Consider the following 25428-nt stretch of genomic DNA (forward strand, 5'->3'; position numbering starts at 1 on the left):
CGGGAGCATTCAGTGGCTAAGTCAAAGGAATACACGCCACCGGTCATCGTTGCGGCGCAGCCAGAAATCCCGATCTCGCGCCTGGATACTCTCGGCCATCTGATGGCCTGCAACGATGCCTATGTGGCGCTCAGTGGTTACGCCCGAGAGGAGCTGCTGAACCAACCGCACGAACTGATCAATCATCCGCTGATGCCCAAGCGAGTCATTGATCGTATGTGGGAGACCTTGCGCAGCGGCGTGCCCTGGACAGCGCCCATGATGGGTCGCGATAAACAGGGCACGACGTTCTGGTGCAATCTCTATGTGGTGCCACTGCTGGAGGGCGGTCAGCTGAATGCGCTGGGTACGGCGTATCACCCGATGGACGCCGCCCAAAGCCTGCGAGCGGAAAAACTCTATCGACGCTTGAATGACGGCCACGGCCCACTGACTTTTGCCCGGCGCATGCAGGAGCATGCCAGCACTCAGGGCATCGCCTGGCTGCTGGGGTTTGGTGTCACGGGCGCCATGGTTGTCGGACAGATCGACCTGGCACCCGGCCTTCTGGTGCTCGGCGGAGTATTCGCCGCGAGCTGGCAATGGCGAGCCAGACAACATGCGGACGTCCGCCGGATCATGGCCCGGCACGATCAGGTCTACAGCGACGCGTTGCTGGCCCCGCTTCAGGAAGGCAGCGCCAGCGTTGCCAACCGTTTTGACATGGCCCTTAACAGCCAGAACACGCGGATGCGCACGGTCATGTCGCGCATCCGGATCAACGGCGAGACCGTGCGTCAACGCGCGCAAGAATCGTCGACACTGGTGCAGACCCAATCCGGGCACCTGCAACGGCAACTTGAAGAAGCCGAGCAGTCCGCCGCGGCGGTCCATCAAATGAGTGCCACGATCCAAGAGCTGTCGCGCAACCTGCAACACGCGGCCGAAGCCACCCAAGCCGTCGACCGCCTGGCTCGCGATGGTGACCGGATGTCCGGGCAAAGCCAGCGTTCGATGACCGGCCTGTGCACCTCGGTCGAGGAAATTGGCCAAGCCGTCAGCCGCCTCGCGGAATCGATCGAATCAATCAGCGGCGTCGCGCATGTGATTCGCAGTATCGCCGAACAGACCAATTTGCTGGCGCTGAACGCGGCCATCGAAGCGGCACGCGCCGGCGAGACCGGACGCGGTTTCGCAGTGGTCGCCGATGAGGTACGCAGCCTCGCGACCCGCACCCGCGAATCCACTGAACAAATCCAGCGCTCCATCGAGCAGTTGCGTGAAGGCAGCGCCCTGGCCCTCGCCACAGCGCAACGCGGCGAATCGGCCGCGCGGGAATCAAGCGAAGACGTATCGCAGGTCCAAACCGCGTTGCGGCGCATCTGCGAGGAAGTCGGACAGATCTCCGGCATGAGTTTGCAAATGGCCTCGGCCATCGAACAGCAAGGTCAAGTCGCGCAAGAGATCAACGGCCAGATTTCCCAGATCGTGAATTTGGCGCAAACCAGCAGCGATCAGTCCCGACGCAGTACCCAGATCGGCGAGGAGCTGCATCAACTGGCCAACTCCCAACTCGACCTGGCCCATCGGTTTCTACAGGGCTGAACGATTCATCCTCATGCATCAGGCCTGACGTCGCAGGGTCTCGGAAGGCAGGCAGCCGTACTGTTTGCGGTACTGCATGGCGAAATGACCGAAGCTGGCGACAGCGTGACGCAACAGGATATCCGTCACGCTGTCGGTCGGGCCAGCCTGCTGCAGGGCTACGTGAACCAAAGCCAGCCGACGAGTGCGGACATAGTCGCTGGGGGTTTGCTGAAGAAACCGCGTGAAGCCATTTTGCAAGGTGCGGATCGACACGTCGCAGAACTGCGCCAGGCCCGCCAGCGCAATCGGTTCGGCCAGGTGCTGTTCGATGAAGTCGCGGGCCTTCTTGACCTGGTGAGGCATTGGTTGGCGCTGGTCTTGCAGCAGATCGACCGAATAATTGTGCGGCAACTGCGTCAGCAGCACCGACAGCAGATAGTCCGACAGGCTCCCGCCCATGGTCGAGGTCAGCAGCGTCTGGCTGGCGTCGCCATAGAGCTTGCAAATGTAATCCAGGGTGGTCCTTACCGTCGCCATGCCCTGATGCTCGGCGTCGACCTGAATGTCGAACAGCAACGGCTGACGCAAACGCCGGTTGAGCAACACTTGCAGCTGACGCTCGAGGGCTTGGCGATCGACGCGCAAAATCAGGTTGCGGCAGTCCTTGTCGATACGAATAAAACTGCGTTCAGAAGGCGAAGAAATGGTCAGCCCACCCTTGCGCAAAATCGCGCTCTGCTTGCCCAGGCTGACCATGCCGCTGCCTTCCAGGGTGACCCGAATCAGGTAGTAGCCACTGATATCCCCGGCGTCGATTTCCACCGGTGCACCGTAGTGCAGATCGAACAACGCCGAGCTGCCGAAAAACACGCCATACAGCTGCGATTGCAGGGCGCCGCCCTGCTGCATTTTCATCTGGTGGGGCTACAGGTAATGACTGACCCGATCCTTGACCTCGCCAAACCCGCCGGAACTCAGAAGGCAATGATGACGGAGCGAAGAGTGTTGATCGAACATGCTGAAGCACCTCCAGAAAATGACACCGTTACCCGCAGGCACGTCGATAATTTAGTGGAAATGGAAAGCAATTTTCACGCCACGCAAACGCTTTCTGCGCGCCCGGAACAGCCTCTGCGCCTGATGCATAGAGTCAAGGCAAACAAGGGCTTGAAGCTGGATGCGGCGGGTAATGTCCACGCGCCCAGCATGAAACAGGCATTCAAGTTCCTGACAGTGCACCGCAAGACCTTTTTCTGCCACTACCTGGGGTTTTCGTTCTACGCGATGACACTGTTCTGCATGCTCAGCTGGACCCCGGCCTTCTATATGCGCAAATTCGGCCTTGCCCCTAGCGATACCGGCTACATGCTCGGGATCGTGGTGCTGCTGACCAACACCAGTGGCGTGTTTTGTGGCGGTTGGCTGATCGACTGGCTGGCGAAAAAAGGCTACAGCGATGCGCCGATCCGTGCGGGAGTCATCGGAGCGATCGGCATGGCCGTGCCCGCCATCGCGTTCACCAAGGTCAGCGAACTGTGGATGTCCGTGGCGTTGCTGGCACCGGCGATGTTCTTCGCTTCGTTCCCAATGCCGGCCTCGACCGCGGCCATGCAAATCCTGCCGCCGAATCAGATGCGAGCGCAGATCAGCGCGCTGTTCCTGCTGATTTCCAATCTGATCGGCCTGGGTCTTGGTACCACGCTGGTCGCGCTGCTCACCGACCGGCTATTCAAAAATCCGGCCATGGTCGGCTCATCGATTTCCCTGCTAAATGCCTTCGCCGTCGCACTCACCCTGCTCTTGCTGATCAAGGGGTGCCGCCACTTCCGTGAGAGCCTCAAACACGAAGGCCTGGCCTGACGTCCTCACCTGAGGCACGCTACGGCGTGTCTGCTGGTTTTTTGCCGCGGGCGGCGCGACAATGACGCCCGCTATCAAACCCGCTCACCTGAAAGACTACGCCAACCTTTATGACCACCCCGAAAAAGCGCCTGAGCCGATACAACCCCGCCAGCGAAGACTTCAAGAAGGAAGAGTTTCCCTTCTACTGGCTGGCTCGCCTGCACGGTCGCTACTCCATGGCCATGGAGAAAGCGCTGAAAAAAATCGATATGGACATACCGCGCTGGCGGATTCTGTTCATCCTCAAGGAAAATGGCGAGTCGAGCATTTCGGAAATCTCCATCCACGCCATCGCGAAGCTCTCGACCATCACCAAAATTGTCTATCGCATGAAAGCCGACGGCCTGGTAGAAACCAACACCAGCGCCAGCGACGGACGCGTGACTCAGGTCTCACTCACCGATGTCGGCCGCCATACCATTGAAGAAATCCAGCACGGCACCAGCGATATCTTCCGCACCAGTTTCAAAGGCCTGACCGAAGCCCAGATCACCAAACTGAACGGAACGCTGGAAAAAATATTCAATAACCTGCCGGAAGACTGACCCGCGATGGGCATTGGCGATAGTTTGCACGCCTTGAATAGCGGCCGTGTACAGCAGAAATCCGATGATTTAGATTTCTGCTTTTTATGGGCACAGCATTCACCATCGATAGCTGATCCCTTTACAGGCAATCGCGCAGTGCGTGAATTACAGAGCGACCAAAGACATGACCTTGCAGTACTACTACGGCGACGGTGTCACCAAAGGCAAGGTCGACAGTCGCCTGAGCAGCGCGCAATTCACCTACCTGGTGAACGGCCCCACCTTCGCCGCCGGCCTGCAACAAGTCAGCGGCGACAGCGATGCAGTCTGATTGAGCCAGGGCGACGGCTCGACCGCCTGCTTCATGACTGAATCGATGATCGGCAAGTTCCAGCGCGCCGGGGAAACCACTTGGCTGGCTCGCCATAGCTATGACTTTGCGAAAGTCGGGATTCCCGGCCCGAGTTTCCTGGGCATGTACGAAAGCGACTCAAACATACGTACTCCCACTGGCGACAAAAGTGAGTGGGAACGTAACCTGACCGTGAGCTACGTGGTCCAGTAGGGCCCGCTGAAGGACCTGAGATTGCCCTGCGCCACGCCTCACTGCGCACCGGAGTGTCCACGCAACGGGACAGCGATGAGCATCGCTTCTGAGGAGGCTCTTACCGCTGGATCGCGCTGCATTAGCGTGGTCGAAATCGTCGATCCAGCTCACTTATCAAGCTGGACCAAAGCCCTGCCCGGAACAAACACCGACCTTGGAATCAGCTGAGGATTCCACCCAGAGCCAGTCGTTTTGTAGGGGTAAAAACGACCAAAAATAAAAAAGGGTCGCGAGATAAAATCTCGCAACCCTTTGAATTATATGGTCGGGACGGAGTGATTCGAACACTCGACCCCTAGCACCCCATAAAGGTGAATAACCGTCCAATAGAGCCCTACAAAATCCAAGCTTACAGCTTACCCCCTTGAAATTACTGGACAATCCTCTTACATACGTCCATTGGCATCCGCTATCATCCGCTTAAAGCTCCTCTCAATTCACTACCAATTCACTACCAAGGATATAACCGTGGCCAATCTCACAGATAAGGCGATGAAGGCGAAGCCTGGCCACACTCATAAATGGATGAGTGAAGTAGCAATTTGGGGCCATGGCTCCCTTTTGGCGCGAATCACCCCGGCCGGGGATCGCCTTTTCTATTTCCAATACACAAACGAGGCAGGCAAGCGATACGCTCTGCCAATTGGTACGTATGGTCCGGGGGACGATGCCGCTACCATGACTCTGTCGGATGCACGACAAAGAGCAATGGAACTCGCGAGCCTGCACAAAACAGGCATCAAAAATATCCGTGAACATCTTGAGTCCGAAGAAGCCGCACGTATCGCTGCCCGCGACGCTAAGGTGGCACAGCTAAATGCTGAGAAAGCTACTGCAGCAACCGAGCTCGCCCGCCAAGCTGCCCGAAAGAGCGTTACTGAACTATTTGAACACTGGGCCAAAGTCGATTTGATCAATCGCAAGGACGGAGGCGCGGAGGTGCGCCGAATGTTCGAAAAAGATGTACTACCTTTTCTAGGCAACATCGCGGTAGCTGACGTGAAAAAGGGACATATCACAGAAGTAACTGATGTAATGCTCTCGCGTGGCGTCAATCGTGCTGCAAAAATAGCCTTCTCCCTTATGCGTCAGATGTTCCGATTTGCAGTAGATCGCGACCTGATCGAACACGATCCCAGTGCTGGGATTCGCAAAGCCAAAATTGGCGGTAAAGATGTCGAGCGTGATCGAGTCTTAAATGATGACGAGATACGCAACCTTTCCCAAAAAGCTCCGGAAGCCGGTCTGCTGGTGACAACCGAAGCGGCCATCTGGATTGCACTATCCACCTGCTGTCGTATTGGTGAGCTGCTGAGCAGCAGATGGGAGCATATCGATCTTGAGCAGCGCACCTGGTTAATTCCCAGCGAAAACAGTAAGAATGGAAAACCACATCTCGTCAGCCTGTCGAACTTTGCAGTTGCCCAGTTCAAGCGAACACAACAGATTAACGGCAAATCAACCTGGTGCTACCCAAATACAGATAACAGCGGCCCTGTCAGCTCCAAGACCGTGACCAAACAACTAGGGGACCGTCAACGCCAGCCTGAACAAGGGACTCTGAGCCGGCGCAGCTCCAAAGCCCAATCCCTGCTACTACCAAGTGGCAAATGGACACCGCACGACCTACGTCGCACAGGGGCCACTCTGATGACGGCACTGGGAGTATTACCAGAAGTAGCTGAGCGCTGCCTGAATCACACTGAAGATAACAAAATGAAACGAATCTATCAGCGGCACAGCTACGCCACCGAAATGGCCACCGCCTGGAATTTACTTGGCGAGCACCTGGAAACACTCAGAAACTTTGAAGCGGGTAACCCTCACGCGCCAATATCGATCTCCGCTGAGACGGAGAATTAATGCGACCGTTCTAATCGAAGCGCCTGTTGCTGCACCCGCTCGACGAGGAGATTCGTAAATCCCAAAACGGCAAGATCCGCAACATTCCTATTCGCGTGCTGTTCAATGAGCCCGATCTGAACTTCCGCGCAGAGTACAGCCTGTTCGACCGTAACACTGGACTACCGCTGTGCGCAGGCAATGGCGAAACGTGTAAACGCCAGTGTGAGGACGGCATCAAGTCCCTGCCCTGCCCTTCGCCGGACGCTTGCTCTCTGGCGAAGGGCAATGCCTGCAAACCATATGGACGATTGAACGTAGTGATCGGAGACGATGACCCACTAGTGGCCTGAGCGGCTAGTCCATTAATTTATTTTTTATCACGCTCAGCTTCGCCTTGTGTACCGAGCTAATGATGGCCTCAGCCGTTTTATTCCACTTGAACGGCTTGGCTGAATGCTCATTGTGAGCCTCGATAAATTGTCGGATAGCCGCCCTCAGGTCGGCGACGCTGGTGAAGGCGGCCCGGTACAACGCTCGTCTTTCCAGCTGCGCAAACCAACCTTCCACGGCGTTCAGCCAAGACGCGCTGGTCGGTGTGAAGTGCAATTTGAAACGCGGGTGCTTTTCCAGCCACTGCTTGATTGCAGCAGTTTTATGGGTCGAACTGTTATCCAGAATCACATGCAGATCCAGTCCGGCTGGCGTGCTGCGGTCAATCTGTTGCAGAAAAGCCAGAAACTCCTCGGCTCGATGGCGCTGGGTAATCCGTCCGATGATGGCCTGGTGGAGTGAGCATATCCAGAAGGCGGCCACCGCCAGCCTGTTAGCATATGCGATCAATCAAACCAAGGACCGCAACGTCGTGCCGATACGCTAAAGGTCTCCCGGATAGCTCCGGCACTGGGATGCCACCCAGCGTGATCAGCGGCAGGCTCATCCATTGCTTCAGAATCGAGTAGGAGGCGAATTTACACCCGCCGTCCGTATGCGTCCGGGCATCCCGTCTTGCGCAATTAAAGCGGACGCCATTTATGCGGTAGCAGCTCTTCAATCTCACTCGCCCGTTGCGTCGGCAGGCGCGTAAGGACGCCCTTCAAATAAGCATACGGATCATGCCCATTGAGCCGCGCCGATTGGATCAAACTCATGATCGCCGCTGCCCGTTTGCCGCTGCGCAGCGAGCCCGCAAACAGCCAATTCTTGCGACCTAGCGCCCACGGCCGAATCTGGTTGTCGGGTAGTCAGACGCGGTTACCCGCGTCCAACCCCCTAAGAACCGTGCATGCGAGTTTCCCAGCACACGGCTCAAGCCTCTACAAAGGCACTGTTAAGTACCCGGCTATACCTCTTGAACATTGGCGTACTGCTGATCTCTGGGGCAACGCAGGTGATAGATCTCAAGATTGACTGCGGCGTCCGTTCCCCCGTCGGCCAACTTTACGATGTGGCGACTATGCCACGGCGTATCTTTGGTAACGGGCTTATGACAAACAGAACATAGACCGCCTTGCTGTCGCCAGACGCGATAAAGCTTCGCTCGTCCCTTCGTTGATTTGAGCATTTTCTTGCCCCATCGGAACTCGAAATACTCATCCCAATGGGGGTCATGCGAGTTGGCAGCAGACTTGATCTTGATGTGCCGCACTATCGGCGTATCCGATTCTTTCAGTAAGGTGTATTCCCTTACCTTACCGTCTGCGGATTTTTCAACGGTGGTGAACACCCAGCGGCGCGATCCTCGGACTTTAAAATACCTGTCCTTGACCCACCGTGTTCCTTTGCGCGGATGTCGTCTCACCGCCCAGCGCCAGAGCATTATCCAGACTTCGCTATCCACCTGATTGAAGACTTTCTTGGCGACCACGTGGCTGTGATAGTTCGCCCATCCCCGTAAAATCGGATTGAGCAGCCTGATCAAATTGACCTGTTTGATCGCCTTGTTGGTCTTGATCACTTCCCGGAGCTTGGCTAGGTGAGCGCTGATATTTGCTTTCGATGGCTTGATCAGGAGCTTTCCGTTGTACTTGCGCAAGTTCCATCCGAGGAAGTCGAACCCGTCCTCTATGTGCGTTATTTTGGTTTTTTCCGCAGAGAGGACAAGTCCACGCTCTGCCAGAAACTCAACCAAAGCGGGCCTGACTTCATTCTCCAGCCATTCTTTCGAACAGCCAGTGATGATGAAATCATCTGCATAACGCACCACGCGCATCTTTCGGCCTGTCCACTTTGCATTGGGAAGTTTCTTCGCCAGCATCGCTTCCAAACCATCCAAGGTCATGTTGGCCAACACCGGAGAAATAACGCCGGCAACAACAGAGCAAACTCTCGGATAAAATGGGGGCTGCGCATTGCCAGGGACAGTTTCGCCCCAAGGCATGCAGGATGCCCCCACGTCGAAATTGTTCTCGTCATTGAGGGCATTACCCCCACTGATGGGAGACTTCAGTCATGAGCCGAAAGTCGCGTATCTGGCATATTCGTCTGGCTTTTGAGCCAAATCGGTTCTCTTGTGAGCAGCTCGAGAGGGCCTACGAGCAGCTTAAGCCGACAGAATCGCGGGCTTCCTCAGAATTGTCGCCATCCCAGCCCTCTGTGACAAAGCCTCGTGCTGCCAAGCGAGGTGAGCAATGAGCGAGACTGTGATGGTGGCGCTCTACGCCCGCGTGTCCTCTGACCAACACGCTCCATCACCACAAAATCCCTGCCGTTTTCGCTGAATACTTGCCCATTACTGGTCATACCCAAACATTGGTAATGACGTACCCTCTCTTTCCTCGCGTTGCACCATATCGTGGTGATTTTTTTGCGCTGCAACTCGGTCATGACATAAGCCAACAATCTCTCGGTCAAGCCCTGGCCTTGATGGCTTGGAAGGGTGGCGAGCTTTCTGAACTGTACTCTGTCGGACTGGATGAACACCGACATCACACTGATCAGCACACCCCCCTCGAATAAACCGTAGTGTGTGCCCGCGCCTTCAGCGTGGGCCACAACACCCGCAATACCTTGGTCATACCAAGTCACCGCGTTGATCACCGTCAGGGTTTGCTCGGCGCTTATCTCTCGCATTGAGATATTCATTGCTATCAAGAAAGCGCAGACAGACCGTTTTCTTGACGCGTTAGGGCTATCAACTCTCGATAACCGTCCTCCAGCGTTCGGTGCTGGATATCCAGCTCGCGCTCCATGCGGCTGCTGTCGATGGCGGGAACCGGCATTGCAGGCGCGCGTTCATTGAAGCTGATCTGCATCCCGGGCATCAGCGATCGGCCGATATCCGCAAGCTCCCCGAACGAAACATAACGCCCACCAATCTGGTAAACCTCATGCGGCAACGTCGGCGCCAATAACGCCTTGGCAAACACTTCAGCAATGTCATCGACATGGGCCAGTACGATGTGTTGCTCAGATGAATAGGGGAAGTTAACTGGTAACCCCATGCCGCCCTGCGTACCTATCAGATTCACCCCGCGCGCGCCCACTTTGACACCCGGTCCATACACACCGGGAATACGAAAACTGACGATGTCTGTCTTCAATAGACGGTTGTATTCGTGGGCCAGGTGCTCACACAAGTGCTTGCCGATCCCATAAGTCGTAGAAGGCAATGCCGGTGATTCTTCGGTGATGGGGCCAGGAATCGTCCACGGTTTTTCCAGCCCATGGTATTGCACTGAACTGGGGAACACGACGCGTTTGACACCCGCCAGCCTGGCCGCCTCAAACAGATGAAAGGTGCCGGTATTCATGATCATTTGCTGCTTATATAACTGATCGGCTTGCTCTGGCCGTTCACTGACACCGCGCTCTTGGGCCGAGAAAAACACCATGTGCGCGATACGATCAATCTTGTACTCACTGAGCGTGGCAGCAATCGAGTCGTAGTCCGTTATATCACCGACGACCATACCGATTTTGCTAGCGAGATCACCCAGCCTGCCGGGTGAATCCTTTAGCTCAAGACACACCACCTCCTCGCCCCGTTCCACCAGATTCTTGATGACGCTGGCGCCAATAAAGCCCTTACCACCTGTTACCAAAATAGCCATGCTATCTCTCCTTCTTTCTATAAGTAGCTTAAATACGCGCGGGTGATCACTCGCTAACACGGGCGCCACAGACAGGGCGCCCCGTCAAAGCATCAAACAGTTGTCAACGAACGCCATCGCTGCGCAGCGCGTTGGGCGAAAAATCGTTGGCCGAGGTTTTTAAGCCATACTGAACCGAGTTTTTTTCCTCGTTGTTCATGCCAATGGCGATATAGCGGCCGGCGACCAAGTCACACAACGCCTCAAGCGCGTAAATCGGCACTTGCTTGTCGTACTGGGTGTACGACTGAGCCTCGCCGACACGCCACAACTGTCCACGCCCGTCGTAAAGATCCGATTCGGCGATTTGCCACGTGTCCTCATCCAGGTAAAAGCGACGCTTACCATAGATGTTGCGATCACTCGGTTTCAGGGTCGCCTCCACTTCCCATATCCGGTGCAGTTCGTAACGAGTCAGGTCCTGGTTGATATGCCCTGCCTTGAGAATGTCGGCGTACTTCACCTTGGGCGAAGCCAGGCGAAAATTGTTGTAGGGGATGTAAACCTCTCGCTTGCCGATCAGTTTCCAGTCGTATCGATCAGGTGCGCCGTTGAACATATCGAGGTTGTCTGAAGTTCGCAGGCCATCGGCGGCAGTGCCTGGACTGTCATAACCAATTTGTGGCGCCCGACGAACCCGACGCTGGCCAGCGTTGTAGACCCAGGCCATACGCGGCACCTTCACCTGGTCGATGGTTTCGTGGACCAGCGAAACGCCTCCGGCCAGACGCGCCGGGGACGTTATTTTTTGCTTATAGAGATAGAGGATGTTTTTCGCCATTTCCGGATCAAGATCAGGAAGGCTTTCAGGCATTGCCACTTCATCTTCAAAAGTGACCAATTGGTAATCGCCGCCGGCTTGCGGCGTTGCCTGCACAATGCTGCGTTTGAGGGACCCACCGCGATAACGGGTGATGTGATTCCAGATCACTTCAAGTCCGTTTTGCGGAATCGGGAACGCGTAATAGCGACTGTCCGTGAAGTTACTGAGGCCACTGCCACCTTCGAGAAGCCCTGTTTTGGCGGCACTGATTTTGGCGGCATCATAGATTTTCTGGGGTAGAGCAGCCGTTCGATGGGTCACGAATATCGGCAGGTGATAAGTCTGCGGATAGCGTTGAAACATCGCCAACTGGCCGGCGGTAAGCTTGTCTTTGTATTGCAGGGCGTTTTGCGCCGTGATGGTGAACAGCGGTTTTTCATTGGGAAACGGATCGCCCACAAAACCGTCGGTGACCGGCGCCGCGTTGAGCGGCAAGCCACCGGTCCAGGCGGGAATGCTGCCATCGGAATTGCCGGCTTTTTCCGCGCCGATGGGTGTCAGTGTGGTGCCCAGCTTTGCGACTTCACTGGCAGGAACGGCAGCCATTGCGCTACTGGCGACCAGCGTCAGTGCGCTGAGCATTTTTATTGTTGTGTGCAGGTGCATATGCGTCCTCATTGACTGAAGTGCGTCTTAGAAATTCACGCCGAAACTGAGAGATAGAAAGTCGCGATCGATGAGCGAGTTGTATTCACCCCCGGAGAAATCGGTGTAAGACAGGTTGGCCGTATAGGTGTTCTTGTAATCGGCATCGACACCAAAACTGAGGGCCTTGGCGCCCTGATTGAACAGGCCGTTCGGCCCATAGCCATGCACATCTTGGGACCAGGACACATTGGGTTTGAGGTTGATCCCCGCAAACACGTTGTTGTAATCCCAGATCCCGCGCATCCGGTATCCCCACGAACTGGCGGTCACAAAACCGCTGGTGCCGTACTCGGCCAATTGCGTCGGATCATCCGGGCTGCCGTAGGCAGGGTCACGGCCGTAGCGCATTTTGTCGGTACTCTCCAGACCACCGACGTAGGTAAACGCAGCCTCACCTACCAACGTGAAGCGCTCCGCGCCCATGACTTGATCGAAGAAGTGGGTGAACGTGGTCTGGGCCTGATAGATCTGCTTGCGGTTATAACCCCGGTTGTAAGCGCCTTCGGTCGAGGCGACAGGTGACGCCGTGCCTCCGGTCAAGGGGTTCAGGGTGGCGCGAGTCATGTCAGTGGGGTTGATTTGCAGGGGTGCGTTGGGCCGATAGCTGAACTCACCCGACCACGCCGTGCCCTCGGGCAATGTGGTGGCGAAACTCAGGCCGTACAGGTGAATATCTTCAGGGTATTCGAGGAAGTAACTGTCATTGCCCAACGTCGCGCTTTGCAGCAATGAGCTGGTAGCACTGGCGAGCTGAGCACGCGCCGCCGCCGGAATGCCAGGATTGGTCAGGCAGTTAGCCGGCAGCAGTTGGCTGGCACAGACCCCGCTGGCCAATGCGCCCGCCTTGGCCAGTACACCCGACGCGGTGCGCGTGGAGATAAACGGCGTTCGGCTGTGGTAGTTCATGTAGTACGCGTCGTACTCGGTGTTGTCGCCCTGCCAGCGCAAGACCAAACCGAACTGCCCGGCGTTGCGCGGGTCGTTGTCGCTGCCCCGTGGGATCTCCACGCCTTCACTGTTGACGTTGAAACCCAGTCCAACCGCATTGGCGATCGGCTCAAGGGGCGCGATGGCTGGGCTGCCAACACGGTTGTTGGCGTTACAACCCCGTGCCGCGACATCGGTGGATGAGAAGAATGTACCGCAGTTGTCCAGGACTGTTTTTTCCCAATTCAGCTGATAAAAACCTTCGACGCTGAGCTTGTCAGTCACCCCTTGAGACAGGTACAGCATGTTGACCGGAATCAGGCCTTCCTTGATCTCCGCACCCGGCCGCCGAAACGCCGAGACGTCGATCGGGTTGATACTGTTGATCGAGTTGCCAATGAAGGTACTTTCGCCCCAACTGACCACCTGCTTACCGGCGCGCACGCTGCCGGGTAAATCGGTGATGCTGTAGTTGTGATAAACAAAAGCATCGAGAATTTCCCCACCGGAAGACTTGGCACCTTCATCACGGTGATCATTGCTGATGGATTTGAAATCGCGGTCGCCGTCCTCCAGCTCAAAGTCGTACCAGTACTTGCCCCGAACAAAGACGCCGGTATCGCCATACTTGAGTTCAAGGTCGTGGATGCCTTTGAATATTTTCGAAAAAGCGTCGCCGCGCTTGAAGTTCAGACGGCCATCGTCGCCAGTTGCTGAGAATGCTTTGCCGCCGTTATTGATACCGACCAAACTCTTGTTGATCGCCGAGGTGCCCCGACTGGCGCCCAACGACAGTGATGAGTCAAATTGGCCCTGAATGTCTCCCATGTCGAAACTGACCGCGTAAGCCGGTGCGGTCATGCCTACCGCTATCGCGATGGCCAGCGTGCGCGTAGGAAACGTGTCAGGCCGTATTGTCGTTGTCATTCGGCACTCCTGATTATCGATATTATTTTTGTTATAAACGGCCACGTTTGGTGGCCGGATCAGTTGTCTGTTTTGCGTCTATGGCTAAGTGTTTACAGGGTTCAGAAAGGCTTTTGAGAATCAGCTTTTTTCACGCCACGAGCCTTCGGCTACACGGGTGCCCGCATTGATCAGCGCCTCCTTGAGCTCATCCAGCGTCAACGACACACAATATGCCGGGCGAGCGCGTTCGAAACGCCAACCCTCGGCCAGAGGGCCTGCGTCCAGAACATCAAAACCGAGTTGGTCAATGAGGTCGGCGACGACCTGTTTTGCCTCTTTATCGTCCCCCGCAATCGGCAGCGCACGGCGTCCTGGCGTGCCCGCCTCCTGTGCACCGGATTCGATATCGCGCTCAAGGATGGCGTTGAAAGCCTTCACGATCCGGGCTCCTTCCAAGTGTTTTGCAACCAGCTCACTGGTGGTAGTGGACTGGGTGTCGAGTGCGTCGACGTTGCCGTCGCGCTGGGGGTAATAGTTGTTGGCGTCGAGCACGACTTTGCCTACCAGCGGCGTGGGATCGATGTCTTGATAGGCAGAAAACGGAATGGCAACCAGCACGATATCGCCGAACCGGGATGCGTCCGCGGCACTACCAATTTTGCATCCCACCGAAATCATGGTGCTGGTCAGCGGCACCCCTCGGACAAAAAGGTCGCATCCAGGTGCTAGGCGTGTGATTTTTCGCTCAGTCGGAACACCACCATTTCCACGTCCATTTCGGCGTTGTATTTAAAAACCGCCTGAGTCCCTTTGGGTATGCTCGGAAAACGATAGGTATCAGACCCTCCTGTCATGCCGCGAATGGGCAGCTTGAAAGGTGCTCTTGATTCAAAAGGCTCTCCGTACTGGGATCGTATTCCCCCCTGATTCATTCGGTTTTTAAGTTCGTAGGGCAGCTTGCCTTTGTAAGTTGGCTCTCCTTCGAAGCTTTCCTGCAAGCTAATAAATAGAGTTTCAAACCGTTGATTGCTGGCCCAGAATCCCAGCTCGATACCCGGCTCAGGCGACCTTGATAAGGTGTCGCTGTCCTCAAAAATACCTTTTGGCGGGCCGCCTGGAAGATACATTCCGGATGCGATCAGTTCGGGGTAAGCGCGTCCGAGACTTTTCACCAGGTCATCAATCATTGCTGCGTTCATATCAATACCAGCCTTGTTCCTGATGGAGGTTGTGCAGGTCGGTGCGTGCCGTTTCGATCTGCTCGTCGGTAAAGCCTTCTTCCAGTAGGTAAGGCTTGGTATCACCTTACATTCCTTACATTGACACTGCCAAACCGCCCGGCATCCCTGGCTATAACAGCTATATCGGCAACCATAAGTTGACTGTCAAACTCGACACTAAGTATTGACACATACTGATGCCGGTCAGGAGCTGGTTTGACACACATAGCGGAGCGAGTTAGCTCTAGGACTGTTGTTGCTGATGCAAATTTGACCCACAGGGGATGCGGCGGAAATCTTGGACTACCTGGAGGTAGTTCATGTATTCATACGAAGACCGTATCCGAGCGGTCAAGCTCTACATCAAACTGGGCAAGCGAACCGGGGCAACTATTCGTCAGTTGGGCTACCCGACGAAGAACTCTTTGAAGAGCTGGCACGCAGAGTACGAGCGATGCCTCGACCTGCCGCGTGGCTGCGAGAACTCGAAGTCGAAGTACTCACTGGCCCAAAGGGAAAAGGCTGTCGGGCACTATCTCGAATACGGTCGCAACATCGCCGCTACCATCAAGGCGTTGGGCTACCCCGCGCGGGATTCGTTGCGTGCCTGGATTTACGAAATGCACCCCGAGTTGCATACGCGTGTTGTCGGTCGATCAGACGGGTTAGCCCGGCCGCCAGCGGTCATCGCGCTGTGCACGCGAAAAGAAAGTGCGAAAGCCCTGGCTCAAAAGCTGGGCGTGTGCAGGCCGACCTTGTACAACTGGAAAAAACAGCTACTCGGCCCAGAGGTATCCCCATCCATGAAGTGTCGACTTGAACCCTCATCGTCACCGGAACGAGAGGAGTTGCAGCGGCAACTCGAATCTCTCCAGCTCGATGTTCGCCGTTTGCAGCTTGAACATGACCTGTTGATGAGGGCGAATGAACTCATAAAAAAAGAGACGGGCATCAACCGGCAAGTCCTGACCAATCGGGAGAAGACATTGCTGGCTGATGCCCTTAGGCAGAGGTACTCCTTGCTAGAGCTGCTTGACGCGTTGGGCTTGGCCCGAAGTTCCTATTTCTATCATCGAGCCCGAATGCAGGTCGCGGAAAAGTACACCGAAGTGCGTCGTGCCATGGCGGACATATTCGAGCGCAATCATCGTTGCTATGGCTACCGTCGGATGCGAGCTTCGTTGAGCAGGCAGCGTGTGCGCCTTTCAGAGAAGGTGGTGCAGCGCTTGATGAAGCAGGAGAGCCTAGTCGTCGCCAAGCCGAAACGGCGTCGATACAGTTCCTACCTCGGGGAGATCAGTCCGGCGCCGGAAAACCTCCTCAACCGCGACTTCACGGCCCTAGCTCCGAATGAGAAATGGCTGACCGACATCTCGGAGTTCCAGATCCCGGCCGGCAAGGTGTACCTGTCCCCCATGATCGACTACTTCGATGGGAAGGTAATCAGTTGGTCGATCGGCACGCGTCCCGACGCCGAGCTTGTGAACACGATGCTGGATGCCGCTATCGAAACGGTGGCCAGCAACGATAAACGGCCTGTTGTTCACTCCGATCATGGCGCTCACTACCGCTGGCCCGGCTGGTTATCGCGCATCGCTGATGCGAAGCTGATTCGTTCGATGTCGCGCAAAGGCTGCTCACCAGACAACGCGGCTTGTGAAGGTTTCTTCGGCCGACTGAAAACGGAGCTGTTCTATCCTCGCAACTGGCAGTCAACGAGCATCGAGCAGTTCATTCAGGCCTTGGATTCATACATTCGCCGGTACAACGAAAAACGTATAAAGATTTCCCTCGGCGCGCTCAGTCCCATTGAGTATCGTGAAAGCCTAGGCTTCGCGGCATAACCAGTCCAAGTTTTTGTCCGCATCCCCGCATATCTGACGACGTTTATCTTGGACTTTTCACGCGCGCGTTTCGTCGGTCCCACGCTGGCATGCACTGCCGCTTCCAGTCCGTCTAACGCCATGTTTGCGATCACCGGTGAAATGATTCCCCCCTGCGGGGTACCGGCCTGCGTCGCAAACAGAGTTCCTTCATCGATAAACCCAGCCTGAAGCCATCGCCGCAGGATCGTCTTATCCATCGGTATATTCTTGAGCATCCATTCGTGGCTAAAGTTATCGAAGCAGCCACGGATATCACCCTCAAGTACCCACACTGGCGACTTACGTTTGGCCAGCGTGATGAAACAATATTCGATGGCGTCGGCGGTCGAACGGCTGGGTCGAAACCCATAAGAGTTTGGATCCGCTAAGCTTTCTGAAACAGGTTCCAGAGCCAGCTTCCACAGTGCCTGCATCGATCTGCAGAGCATGCGGGGAATTCCCAGCGGACGCTTCTGGCCATTGCTCTTGGGGATGTAAATACGTCGAAGCGGCAACGCCCGGTAGCTGCGATGTCGCATTGACTCCATCCCGTTCCACTTGGCCGCCGGGGTCGCCCAGATTTTGCCATCGACACCCGGCGTTCTCTTGCCACGATTTTCTGTCACTCGTTTGACGGCTAACATCTTGCCGCTGTGCGAGTGGGTCAACAGGTGTTGCAAGGCTTTCACCTTGCCCCACCGGCCTTCCATTGTTGCCTTAGCGATACGCCCTTGGAGTCGTTTCACGTCTTCTTTGATGAGGCCCCAGTTTGCCTGAAGCCACATCCTTTCAGCGTGCGAAGGCGCACCAGTACCGATCGCCGCTGCTTTCACAGTGCTACCAATAGCCGTCATCTGCTTTCCTTCGAGTTACGATTAATCAAGTTCTCTCGCCATGAATGACCCTACGGAAGTCTGCCCACTTTCGCGTCGAGCAATATTTCAGCCCGTATCCCGCCCATTACAGGCAGGCCTTCGCTTTTTCCGTATTCCTCTACCCGCAGCACCCACAGCGTTCCTTGCGGTCCACCTGCCGTTTCCGGCGGCACTACGGGCTTACCCTGTTCCGTCTGAATTTCTGAGCGGGGCGGCCCCCTCCTATTCGCCGGCGGCCTGCTGTCCATGATGACCCAGGAATCAAGGGGTTCATACCTGGCCGCGTACCGTTTTGGTTCAAGCCTGTCAGCACATTTGGCTTGTTGAGCATGACGACGTTTAACAGAGGTTCACATATGTTGGTCGTAGCCGCTCGTTCCTAGCCCCTCACCGCCTTTGTGCTGGTAGATTCCGCTTCCCCTCGCGGGTAGGCGTACCGAAAATCGGCGGGTACATTGTCCCCAGAGCTTCACACCGAGCTGTTACCGGCCCCGCATGTCCAGGTAGGAAACGGTTGATGGAACAACCGGTTTTATCAGGAGAAAACTCTCCAGTAAAACAGAAATTCAGACGACCTCAGGTCGCACGGTTCCGTTGCTCCCCAAACCCCTCCGATAACTCTTGGCACAGAATGGTGTTTTCCACCTCCTCATGGAGTGCGCTGTCCATGCAAAGTAGCCATTGGTCGCGTTCGGACTCACTGATGGAAAAAGGCAGGTGGCGCCGGCGCAGCATGGGATCGCCATATTCCTGCACATAAAGCGCTGGTTCGCCCATCCAGCCACACAGATATTTGAACAGTTTTTCCTGTGAGCCTTGCAAGTTTTCAGGGTGCAGATGACGAATGCCATAGGACTCCGGCAGTTCGTCCATGATCTGGTTGAAGCGCGTGACCAGCGCGCGTACCTTTTCAGCACCCCCGATTCGGTTGTAGTGCGTCGTCACTTTTAAAATCAGACTGAAAAAGAAGATCCGCAGCCGCAAGTTGACGTCGCGCCCGGATTTTTGATGACGAATTGTGCCCCTTCCAGGTCATTCTTGTAGTCGATTTCTGCGCCGACCAGGTACTGGTAACTCATAGAATCGATGAGTAATTGAACGCCATTTTTAACCATCGTCGTATCATCTTCATTGACTACTTCGTCAAAAGAGAATCCGTACTGAAACCCTGAGCAACCACCTCCTTGCACAAATACGCGCAGCTTCAAGTCCGCATTTCCTTCTTCCTCAATTAATTGGGCGACTTTCGTTGCTGCATTATCACTAAAAATGACCGGTGCTGGCATTTCAACAATTGCATTCATTTGTTGCTCCAAGTAAATATTAAAATTAAACCGCTAATGCTGAGCTTGTATCGATCATCAGACTACTCCTGCTCTGGCTGCCTGCTCATCGGCATGGTATGAACTGCGCACCATCGGGCCGCACGCAGCGTTCACAAATCCCATATTGTAAGCTTCTTGCTCATACATCTTAAAAGTGTCCGGGGCCACGTAGCGGCGCACCGGCAGGTGGCCGCCGGACGGCCGCAGGTATTGGCCAATGGTCAACATAGTGACGCCGTGCGCGCGCAGGTCGCGCATCACTTGCAAGAGTTCGGCATCCGTCTCGCCCAGCCCAACCATGATTCCGGACTTGGTCGGTATGCCTGCATGCCTATCCTTGAAATGTTGCAACAGGTTGAGTGAATTTTGAAAATCGGCGCCGGGACGCGCTTCCTTGTATAGGCGCGGCACGGTTTCGATGTTGTGGTTCAAGACGTCGGGCGGAGCGCTGCTGAGGATTTCCAGCGCCAGGTCGAGCCGACCACCGAAGTCGGGCGTCAGGATTTCGATGCGCGTGTTGGGTGACTGCGCGCGGATCTGACGGATACATTCGACAAAATGGCTGGCGCCGCCGTCGCGCAAATCATCGCGATCAACCGAGGTAATGACCACGTAATTGAGTTTCATTAACGCAATGGTCTTGGCGAGCCGTTCCGGTTCGTTGGCGTCGAGTGAGTCGGGGCGGCCAGTGCTCACGTTGCAAAACCGACAGCGCCGCGTGCATTTGTCGCCCATAATCATGAAGGTCGCGGTGCCTTTGCTCCAACATTCGCCAATATTGGGGCAGGATGCCTCTGAGCATACGGTCACCAGTGCGTTGGTGCGTACGATGTCCTTGATGTCGCTGTAGCGGCCCGACGATGAGGGGGCCTTGGCGCGGATCCAGCTTGGCTTTGGCAATCTTTCGCCTAGAAGGACTTCGTTCCGCTTGGTCTTCTGCGAGCCTCTTTGCTGGTCCGGCCGATTATGGAGATGATTGGTCTCGGATGGATGCGGCAGTACAGATACAATATTTCTAAAGGTGATGGTTTCGGTGGTCATGTTACTGGTGCCCTCACTAATTTAGTTATCAATCCCAGCGATCGTCGCGCACCTGAATCTCGCTGTTTTCGATGCGTACCGGGAAGGTGCGGGTCGGGTCGTAAGCTGGCGCAGACAATGCCGCGCCGGTGCGGATGCAAAAACGTGCACCGTGCCGCGGGCAAACGATCTGGTCGCCTTCGACGGTGCCGCCCGTGAGCTGTCCACCATCATGGGTGCAGACGTCTTCGATGGCGTAATACTGGCCGGCGAGGTTAAATACAATGATCTGCGTGTCATCCACATCTATAACCCGCCGCTCGCCTGGCCCGACCTCTTCGGTCCGTGCTACCGTGATCCATTCATTCATTCATTCATTGCATTCCTTCATTCATACACCGACCCCGCCACATTGCGTGTTCGGTACGACCTTGTGTCATAAGAGATCCGCTCCCTCGTAACGCCGAATCGGATCGGGCGGCGTGGGCGAACTCAGGTTTGGTGCGCATTAAATTTTCAGCCGCCGATATAAGACATCTCGATTTTCTTCGTCCGCGCAGTCTCTTCTGTGCGAATTTCTGAATACCTGTCTTCGCGCTGATTCCAGATCAAGCCTATGGCAGCGGCAATCTGCTCGTCGCTCTTGCCCGAACGCATGAGCGCGCGCAAATCATGGCCGGACTGCGCGAACAGGCAGGTGTACAGCTTGCCATCGGTCGAGAGCCGGGCGCGGGTGCAGGTGGCACAAAAGGCTTGCGTCACGCTGGAGATGACGCCGATTTCGCCGCTGCCATCCGCATAGGCCCAGCGCTCGGCGACTTCACCGATGTAGTGGGGTTCGGCTTCGATGAGCGGCATCTCGGCGCTGATCATGCGCACAATCTCGGCCGAGGGCACGACATCGTTCATGCGCCAGCCGTTGGAGGCACCCACATCCATGAATTCGATGAAGCGCACGATGTGGCCGCTACCCTTGAAACGCCGCGCCATCGCAACCACATCCTGATCGTTGACACCTTTCTTCACCACCATGTTGATCTTGATGGAGGCAAAACCTGCGGCGTGCGCAGCGTCTATGCCCTTCAATACATCGCTCACCGGAAAATCGACGTCATTCATAGCGCGAAACACCGCTTCATCGAGCGAATCGAGCGAGACGCTGATGCGCTGCAGGCCTGCTGCCTTGAGCGCGCGGGCTTGTTTGGATAGCAGCGAGGCGTTGGTGGTGAGGGTCAGATCCAATAGTTTTCCGTCATGCGTCTTGATGGCGGCCAGCATCTCGATCAAAACCTCGATGTTTTTGCGCAGCAGGGGTTCGCCGCCGGTGAGGCGGAGTTTCTCGACGCCGTGCGCAGCGAACAGGTGCGCCATGCGCGAGATTTCCTGGAAGCTCAACAGCTCGGTTTTAGGCAAGAATTTGTATTCTTTGCCGAACACTGCCTTGGGCATGCAGTAGGTGCAGCGAAAATTGCAACGATCTGTAACCGAAATCCGCAGGTCGCGCAACAGCCGGCCGCGTGTGTCCGCAAGCGTGCCGCCGGGCACGAGTAGAGGTCGACTTTGCTCCGCAGACTGTCTCGAATGAGAGGTCATACGTCTTTACCCTCTCACTCGGGAGTCGCTCGGCGGCGCCCACAAGGCGAGCGCTGGGTTGATCTCGACTGCATGAAACACCCTGGCTTGCGGCCCCACTGCATTACCGGCGAAGCGTCCGAGCCGCGTTGCGCAGCCGAAGAAGCCCGGCGCTGGCAAGCCGCCGCACGCCTTGCTGATGACCCTTGCGACCATGAACTGCTCCAGCGCCTCGGTGACCTGATGAATGGTGTTCAGCGATGCGAGTTCTTCCCATCCGAGTTCATTAGTCATTTTTATGGCTCCTATTTTCGATCATCGTGAACTGAGTTTTCGATACGGCGGGCGTATACGGTCATTTCCTTCGCGGCTTGTTTGTCGCCCTTCGCTTCAGCCACGGCGATGCCTTCGCGGTAGGCGAGCAAGGCCTCGGCGGGCTGGCCCGATTCGACTAGCGCGCGAGCCAGCAGCTTCCATGCGGCGGAGTATGTTGGATCCAGTATCACTGCCTGCTTCAGGTGGTTTGCGGCACTGGCCGGGTCACCGGCCTTAAGGTATTCGTTGCCCAGGGAGAAACGCAGCAACGTACTGTCCTTGCCGGCGGCCAGCATTTTCTCGAAGCTCTGAATGATGGATGTGGTCATGGGTATTCCAGGTTGTGGCTTTTTTGTCGAACCAGATTGATCAGACTGCCCGCCAGAACCATTTCAACCTGGCGCGGCGTCATCGGATGTTCGGTCTCATAGGTCTCGTTCTGGGTCAGATTGATCACCTGCACCCGATTTCCGTTGCGGATGGCATTTCGCACATCCGCGATGGCAAGCACATCACCTTGGGCGATTTTTTCCCAATCCTGCGGATCGACAAAGGTCAGGGGCAGGATGCCGAAGTTGCTCAAATTCTGCTGATGTATCCGCGCAAAACTTTTCGCAAGAACCGCCTTTAGGCCCAAATAGCGGGGTCCCAGGGCTGCGTGCTCGCGGCTCGAACCCTGCCCGTAATTGGCGCCGCCCACGACGAACGAGCCCTGCTGCCGACAGGCCATGGCCCTTGCATAGTAGGTCTCGTCGATCTGACTGAAAGCAAACTTGCTGAGCTCCGGGATATTGCTGCGCCAAGGCAGCGCCTTGGCCCCGGCCGGCATGATGCTGTCCGTGGAAATATCGTCCGCCATTTTCAATAGAACCGGCCCTTCGAGCTGATCGGGCAGCGGCTCCAGAGTCGGCAGCGGTTTGATATTGGGACCCTTCTCCAGCTCATACGACGCACCTTGCGGCGCGGGAGCAACCAGCATCTCGGTATTGAGTCGGTTGTTCTGCGGCTCCTTGAAGCGGGGGTAGGCCATGCCCAGCGTGCGCGGATCGGTGATCACGCCGGTCAGGGCCGAGGCGGCGGCGGTTTCCGGGCTGCACAGATACACCTGATCTTCCTTGCTGCCCGAACGGCCAGGGAAATTTCGCGGAACGGTGCGCAGGCTAATACGCCCGCTGGCTGGCGCCTGTCCCATGCCGATGCAACCGCCGCAACCCGCCTGATGCAAGCGCGCACCGGCGCGGATGAGTTTGCCGAGAACACCCAATTCGATCATGTTCTGCAAAATCTGCCGGGACGTGGGGTTGACGTCGAATGAAACACGATCATGTACCTGTTTGCCCTCCACGATCAGGGCGGCAATGGCAAAATCGCGCAGCCCAGGATTGGCCGATGAGCCGATGTAGGACTGATAAATTTCCCTGCCCGCCACCTCGCGCACCGGCACCACATTGCCCGGACTGCTGGGCAGCGCGATCAGCGGCTCAAGCTCCGACAGATTGATTTCGCTGTACTCGTCGTACTCTGCATTTTTGTCGGCGACGATTTTCCGCCAGGCATCCACGCGCCCCTGACGCTTGAGGAACACTTTGACCACTTCGTCCGATGGGAACACCGTCGCGGTGGCGCCCAATTCGGCGCCCATATTGGCGATCACGTGCCGGTCCATGGCGCTCAGAGTCCTCAAACCGGGACCGTAATACTCGATGATCTTGCCGATTGCGCCGTCCACATCGTGGCGCCGCAGCATTTCCAGGATCACATCCTTGGCGCTCACCCAGTCGGGAAGCTCACCGACCAGCTTGACGCCCCATATTTTCGGCATCTTGACGTAAAAGGGCTCTCCCGCCATCGCCATCGCCACCTCGAGGCCACCCGCCCCTATGGCCAGCATCCCCAACGAGCCGGCTGCACAGGTGTGGCTGTCCGAACCCAACAAGGTTTTCCCCGGCACACCGAAGCGCTCCATATGCACGGGATGGCTCACGCCGTTACCGGGCCGGCTGTACCAAAGACCGAACTTCTGGCAGGCGCTGCGCAGAAACAGATGGTCGTCTGGATTCTTGAAGTCTTCCTGGAACAGGTTATGGTCCACATACTGAGCGGAAAGCTCGGTGCGCACGCGCGAAATTCCCAAGGCTTCAAATTCCAGCATGACCAGCGTGCCGGTCGCATCCTGGGTCAGTGTTTGATCGATTTTCAAACCGATTTCTTCGCCGGGCGTCATGTTGCCTTCGACCAAGTGGCTTTCAATCAGCTTCTGCGTTACGTTTTTGCTCATGGCTGGCGCTCCTGTCGGTTGCATCCATAAACGGCTGTAGATTTCTGCGAATCCAAGCTGGACAGCACGAGGCTTCGATGTTCGCCGGCGCAAACCAGGGTTGGCCCCGCGGCGGCGACGACCGTTTAGAACGTGCGAATATCCAGAAATTCTCCGCTATGTTCGTGACGCTTTCCTGCGTCGTCGTACCAACAAAGACGATTGCCGTCCTCGTCCTTGGCGAGCTTATGCGCTCCGTCGCAGAACGGCTGATTCAGGGATAAGCCGCATTGGCATAGATATTTTTCTTCGCCGCCAATAACTAGCTTGTAAGGGCTACTGTGAGTGCGTTTTACCATGCGTGGCATCATGATCTCCGGTGGTATGTCTGCGTGTTGCTTTGTTGCTCATCGTATTGCTTGCGATATGGGCGCTTCTATAAAGCCCCGCTATCAAGTGGGTGTCCGAGTCTTCAGACGGTCGACGGCATGCACCGGGCCCTTGTCACCGTTTATCAGATCGGCGATGGCGCCATACACCAATCGCTGGCTCTGGAGCATGTTCTTGCCGGCGAACACTGCCGAGATCACCTCGATGTTGTAGTGACCGCTGCCGCCGCTCACTTCGGCCTGTGAATCGGGGATCTGGCGCTCGATGGCTTCGCGTAGCGCGTTGATGACGCTACCTTGGAACTCAGTGGGATGGGATGACATGCGGGTCTCCTTTATATAGATGATCTGTTCACGATCGAGCATTGACGCAAGTTTGGCTGCGCGCAGTTGTTTCACCCTTGGTCCTTGACCTGCACACCGATGAGCTGTTGGAGTTCTCCGGATGCATGCATCGCGTGGACGATGTCGCAGCCGCCGACGAACTGCCCATCGATGTAGAGTTGTGGAATTGTCGGCCACTCGGAGAACCGCTTGATTCCATCGCGGATCTCGGCAGAACTCAGTACATCTACCGTTTCGTAGCTTGGCTGCAGCTCGTCGAGGATCTTCACGACCTGGGCGGAGAATCCGCACTGCGGCATGTGGCGAGTTCCCTTCATGAACAGGACGACTCGGTTTTGCGCCACGAGGTGGGTGATCTTCTGGCGCAGAGGTTCGTTTAGGGACATGGTTGCTCCTTACTGGT

Annotated in this window: 24 protein-coding genes and 5 pseudogenes; 7 read left to right on the top strand and 22 right to left on the bottom strand. The window is 56.1% G+C overall.

All coding sequences use genetic code 11. The features are described 5' to 3' along the window. Nucleotides 1-12: 12 nt before the first annotated feature. A complete protein-coding gene (locus tag QN399_RS14515) occupies nucleotides 13-1584 on the top strand; it encodes a methyl-accepting chemotaxis protein (protein ID WP_322178794.1) in 1572 nt (523 codons plus the stop codon). 18 nt (nucleotides 1585-1602) lie between these two features. Here QN399_RS14515 and QN399_RS14520 read toward each other — a convergent pair whose 3' ends face one another. Further along, nucleotides 1603-2481 carry an AraC family transcriptional regulator gene (locus QN399_RS14520; RefSeq protein ID WP_330201092.1) on the bottom strand — a complete coding sequence of 293 codons (879 nt, stop codon included), beginning with the start codon at nucleotides 2479-2481 and terminating at the stop codon, nucleotides 1603-1605. 87 nt (nucleotides 2482-2568) lie between these two features. Between QN399_RS14520 and QN399_RS14525 the strand changes: the two genes are divergently transcribed. The 5 genes and pseudogenes from QN399_RS14525 to QN399_RS14545 all read left to right on the top strand — a co-directional run. Then, nucleotides 2569-3426, top strand: a complete 858-nt coding sequence (locus tag QN399_RS14525; RefSeq protein ID WP_330201093.1) for an MFS transporter — start codon at nucleotides 2569-2571, stop codon at nucleotides 3424-3426. A gap of 110 nt (nucleotides 3427-3536) precedes the next feature. Beyond that, nucleotides 3537-4013 carry a MarR family winged helix-turn-helix transcriptional regulator gene (locus QN399_RS14530; RefSeq protein WP_084317873.1) on the top strand — a complete coding sequence of 159 codons (477 nt, stop codon included), beginning with the start codon at nucleotides 3537-3539 and terminating at the stop codon, nucleotides 4011-4013. A 181-nt stretch (nucleotides 4014-4194) separates the two neighbouring features. Further along, nucleotides 4195-4652 (top strand): annotated as a pseudogene (locus QN399_RS14535) (OprD family outer membrane porin); the annotation flags it as partial. A gap of 418 nt (nucleotides 4653-5070) precedes the next feature. Continuing rightward, nucleotides 5071-6465 (top strand): tyrosine-type recombinase/integrase, encoded by a 1395-nt coding sequence (locus QN399_RS14540; RefSeq protein ID WP_322178785.1) that lies wholly within the window; start codon nucleotides 5071-5073, stop codon nucleotides 6463-6465. Nucleotides 6466-6491: 26 nt separating this feature from the next. Next, nucleotides 6492-6788 (top strand): annotated as a pseudogene (locus QN399_RS14545) (hydrolase or metal-binding protein); the annotation flags it as partial. A gap of 13 nt (nucleotides 6789-6801) precedes the next feature. Here QN399_RS14545 and QN399_RS14550 read toward each other — a convergent pair. From QN399_RS14550 to QN399_RS14590, 9 genes and pseudogenes are all read right to left on the bottom strand, one after another. Continuing rightward, nucleotides 6802-7224: pseudogene (locus tag QN399_RS14550) on the bottom strand (IS630 family transposase); the annotation flags it as partial. A 236-nt stretch (nucleotides 7225-7460) separates the two neighbouring features. Continuing rightward, nucleotides 7461-7682, bottom strand: a pseudogene (locus QN399_RS14555) (transposase domain-containing protein); the annotation flags it as partial. A gap of 104 nt (nucleotides 7683-7786) precedes the next feature. Beyond that, nucleotides 7787-8824, bottom strand: coding sequence for a group II intron maturase-specific domain-containing protein (locus QN399_RS14560; RefSeq protein WP_322178749.1), 1038 nt, complete (start codon nucleotides 8822-8824; stop codon nucleotides 7787-7789). Between the two features lie 188 nt (nucleotides 8825-9012). Next, a complete protein-coding gene (locus QN399_RS14565; RefSeq protein WP_322178748.1) occupies nucleotides 9013-9516 on the bottom strand; it encodes a GNAT family N-acetyltransferase in 504 nt (167 codons plus the stop codon). A 17-nt stretch (nucleotides 9517-9533) separates the two neighbouring features. Then, a complete protein-coding gene (locus QN399_RS14570) occupies nucleotides 9534-10496 on the bottom strand; it encodes an NAD(P)-dependent oxidoreductase (protein ID WP_322178747.1) in 963 nt (320 codons plus the stop codon). Nucleotides 10497-10599: 103 nt separating this feature from the next. Then, the gene (locus QN399_RS14575) at nucleotides 10600-11964 is read right to left on the bottom strand and encodes a DUF1329 domain-containing protein (protein ID WP_322178746.1); all 1365 of its coding nucleotides are present in this window, start codon (nucleotides 11962-11964) and stop codon (nucleotides 10600-10602) included. 27 nt (nucleotides 11965-11991) lie between these two features. Further along, complete coding sequence (locus tag QN399_RS14580; protein WP_322178745.1) at nucleotides 11992-13860, bottom strand: DUF1302 domain-containing protein; 1869 nt, start codon at nucleotides 13858-13860, stop codon at nucleotides 11992-11994. A gap of 120 nt (nucleotides 13861-13980) precedes the next feature. Next, complete coding sequence (locus QN399_RS14585; protein WP_323569459.1) at nucleotides 13981-14520, bottom strand: NADP oxidoreductase; 540 nt, start codon at nucleotides 14518-14520, stop codon at nucleotides 13981-13983. A 47-nt stretch (nucleotides 14521-14567) separates the two neighbouring features. Continuing rightward, entirely contained in the window at nucleotides 14568-15029 is a 462-nt protein-coding gene (locus QN399_RS14590; RefSeq protein ID WP_323569458.1) for a DUF6392 family protein, read from the bottom strand. Nucleotides 15030-15382: 353 nt separating this feature from the next. On the opposite strand from QN399_RS14590, the gene QN399_RS14595 reads away from it, so the two are divergent. Then, nucleotides 15383-16906: an IS3 family transposase gene (locus QN399_RS14595; protein WP_322178742.1), complete on the top strand. Its 1524-nt coding sequence runs from the start codon at nucleotides 15383-15385 to the stop codon at nucleotides 16904-16906. A gap of 26 nt (nucleotides 16907-16932) precedes the next feature. On the opposite strand, the pseudogene QN399_RS14600 reads toward QN399_RS14595, so the two are convergent. The 12 genes and pseudogenes from QN399_RS14600 to grxD form a co-directional block, all read right to left on the bottom strand. Further along, nucleotides 16933-17712, bottom strand: a pseudogene (locus QN399_RS14600) (reverse transcriptase N-terminal domain-containing protein); the annotation flags it as partial. A 666-nt stretch (nucleotides 17713-18378) separates the two neighbouring features. Then, the gene (locus QN399_RS14605) at nucleotides 18379-18786 is read right to left on the bottom strand and encodes a group II truncated hemoglobin (RefSeq protein ID WP_322178741.1); all 408 of its coding nucleotides are present in this window, start codon (nucleotides 18784-18786) and stop codon (nucleotides 18379-18381) included. Beyond that, nucleotides 18756-19106: an iron-sulfur cluster insertion protein ErpA gene (erpA, locus tag QN399_RS14610; RefSeq protein ID WP_322178740.1), complete on the bottom strand. Its 351-nt coding sequence runs from the start codon at nucleotides 19104-19106 to the stop codon at nucleotides 18756-18758. The genes QN399_RS14605 and erpA overlap by 31 nt, the downstream gene beginning before the upstream one ends. Nucleotides 19107-19163: 57 nt before the next feature. Next, nucleotides 19164-20168 (bottom strand): lipoyl synthase, encoded by a 1005-nt coding sequence (gene lipA / locus QN399_RS14615; RefSeq protein ID WP_322178739.1) that lies wholly within the window; start codon nucleotides 20166-20168, stop codon nucleotides 19164-19166. Between the two features lie 28 nt (nucleotides 20169-20196). After that, nucleotides 20197-20517, bottom strand: a complete 321-nt coding sequence (locus QN399_RS14620) for a non-heme iron oxygenase ferredoxin subunit (protein ID WP_322178738.1) — start codon at nucleotides 20515-20517, stop codon at nucleotides 20197-20199. Nucleotides 20518-20663: 146 nt separating this feature from the next. Further along, nucleotides 20664-21692, bottom strand: a complete 1029-nt coding sequence (gene moaA, locus QN399_RS14625; protein WP_322178737.1) for a GTP 3',8-cyclase MoaA — start codon at nucleotides 21690-21692, stop codon at nucleotides 20664-20666. Nucleotides 21693-21746: 54 nt separating this feature from the next. Continuing rightward, on the bottom strand, nucleotides 21747-22013 hold the full coding sequence (locus tag QN399_RS14630; RefSeq protein ID WP_322178736.1) for a hypothetical protein: 267 nt from the start codon (nucleotides 22011-22013) through the stop codon (nucleotides 21747-21749). An 11-nt stretch (nucleotides 22014-22024) separates the two neighbouring features. Next, nucleotides 22025-22363 (bottom strand): tetratricopeptide repeat protein, encoded by a 339-nt coding sequence (locus QN399_RS14635; protein WP_322178735.1) that lies wholly within the window; start codon nucleotides 22361-22363, stop codon nucleotides 22025-22027. Beyond that, entirely contained in the window at nucleotides 22360-24312 is a 1953-nt protein-coding gene (locus QN399_RS14640) for an aconitate hydratase (RefSeq protein ID WP_322178734.1), read from the bottom strand. The genes QN399_RS14635 and QN399_RS14640 overlap by 4 nt, the downstream gene beginning before the upstream one ends. Nucleotides 24313-24437: 125 nt before the next feature. Beyond that, the gene (locus QN399_RS14645) at nucleotides 24438-24662 is read right to left on the bottom strand and encodes a CDGSH iron-sulfur domain-containing protein (RefSeq protein WP_323568260.1); all 225 of its coding nucleotides are present in this window, start codon (nucleotides 24660-24662) and stop codon (nucleotides 24438-24440) included. Nucleotides 24663-24743: 81 nt separating this feature from the next. Next, nucleotides 24744-25004, bottom strand: coding sequence for a BolA family protein (locus tag QN399_RS14650; protein ID WP_322178733.1), 261 nt, complete (start codon nucleotides 25002-25004; stop codon nucleotides 24744-24746). 71 nt (nucleotides 25005-25075) lie between these two features. Then, nucleotides 25076-25411 (bottom strand): Grx4 family monothiol glutaredoxin, encoded by a 336-nt coding sequence (gene grxD, locus QN399_RS14655; protein WP_322178732.1) that lies wholly within the window; start codon nucleotides 25409-25411, stop codon nucleotides 25076-25078. Nucleotides 25412-25428: the final 17 nt, after the last annotated feature.

The organism is Pseudomonas sp. 10C3 (genome assembly GCF_036346185.1).
In the GTDB taxonomy this organism is placed as follows: Bacteria; Pseudomonadota; Gammaproteobacteria; order Pseudomonadales; family Pseudomonadaceae; genus Aquipseudomonas.

Coding starts and splice junctions, on each gene's coding strand:
- erpA (WP_322178740.1), bottom strand. CDS start 19,106: ATGAATGCAATTGTTGAAATGCCAGCACCGGTCATTTTTAGTGATAAT.
- QN399_RS14580 (WP_322178745.1), bottom strand. CDS start 13,860: ATGACAACGACAATACGGCCTGACACGTTTCCTACGCGCACGCTGGCC.
- QN399_RS14565 (WP_322178748.1), bottom strand. CDS start 9,516: ATGCGAGAGATAAGCGCCGAGCAAACCCTGACGGTGATCAACGCGGTG.
- QN399_RS14630 (WP_322178736.1), bottom strand. CDS start 22,013: ATGACTAATGAACTCGGATGGGAAGAACTCGCATCGCTGAACACCATT.
- QN399_RS14585 (WP_323569459.1), bottom strand. CDS start 14,520: ATGATTTCGGTGGGATGCAAAATTGGTAGTGCCGCGGACGCATCCCGG.
- QN399_RS14640 (WP_322178734.1), bottom strand. CDS start 24,312: ATGAGCAAAAACGTAACGCAGAAGCTGATTGAAAGCCACTTGGTCGAA.
- QN399_RS14595 (WP_322178742.1), top strand. CDS start 15,383: ATGTATTCATACGAAGACCGTATCCGAGCGGTCAAGCTCTACATCAAA.
- grxD (WP_322178732.1), bottom strand. CDS start 25,411: ATGTCCCTAAACGAACCTCTGCGCCAGAAGATCACCCACCTCGTGGCG.
- QN399_RS14635 (WP_322178735.1), bottom strand. CDS start 22,363: ATGACCACATCCATCATTCAGAGCTTCGAGAAAATGCTGGCCGCCGGC.
- QN399_RS14620 (WP_322178738.1), bottom strand. CDS start 20,517: ATGAATGAATGGATCACGGTAGCACGGACCGAAGAGGTCGGGCCAGGC.
- QN399_RS14650 (WP_322178733.1), bottom strand. CDS start 25,004: ATGTCATCCCATCCCACTGAGTTCCAAGGTAGCGTCATCAACGCGCTA.
- QN399_RS14590 (WP_323569458.1), bottom strand. CDS start 15,029: ATGATTGATGACCTGGTGAAAAGTCTCGGACGCGCTTACCCCGAACTG.
- lipA (WP_322178739.1), bottom strand. CDS start 20,168: ATGACCACCGAAACCATCACCTTTAGAAATATTGTATCTGTACTGCCG.
- QN399_RS14530 (WP_084317873.1), top strand. CDS start 3,537: ATGACCACCCCGAAAAAGCGCCTGAGCCGATACAACCCCGCCAGCGAA.
- QN399_RS14575 (WP_322178746.1), bottom strand. CDS start 11,964: ATGCACCTGCACACAACAATAAAAATGCTCAGCGCACTGACGCTGGTC.
- QN399_RS14570 (WP_322178747.1), bottom strand. CDS start 10,496: ATGGCTATTTTGGTAACAGGTGGTAAGGGCTTTATTGGCGCCAGCGTC.
- QN399_RS14645 (WP_323568260.1), bottom strand. CDS start 24,662: ATGATGCCACGCATGGTAAAACGCACTCACAGTAGCCCTTACAAGCTA.
- QN399_RS14520 (WP_330201092.1), bottom strand. CDS start 2,481: ATGAAAATGCAGCAGGGCGGCGCCCTGCAATCGCAGCTGTATGGCGTG.
- QN399_RS14560 (WP_322178749.1), bottom strand. CDS start 8,824: ATGCCTTGGGGCGAAACTGTCCCTGGCAATGCGCAGCCCCCATTTTAT.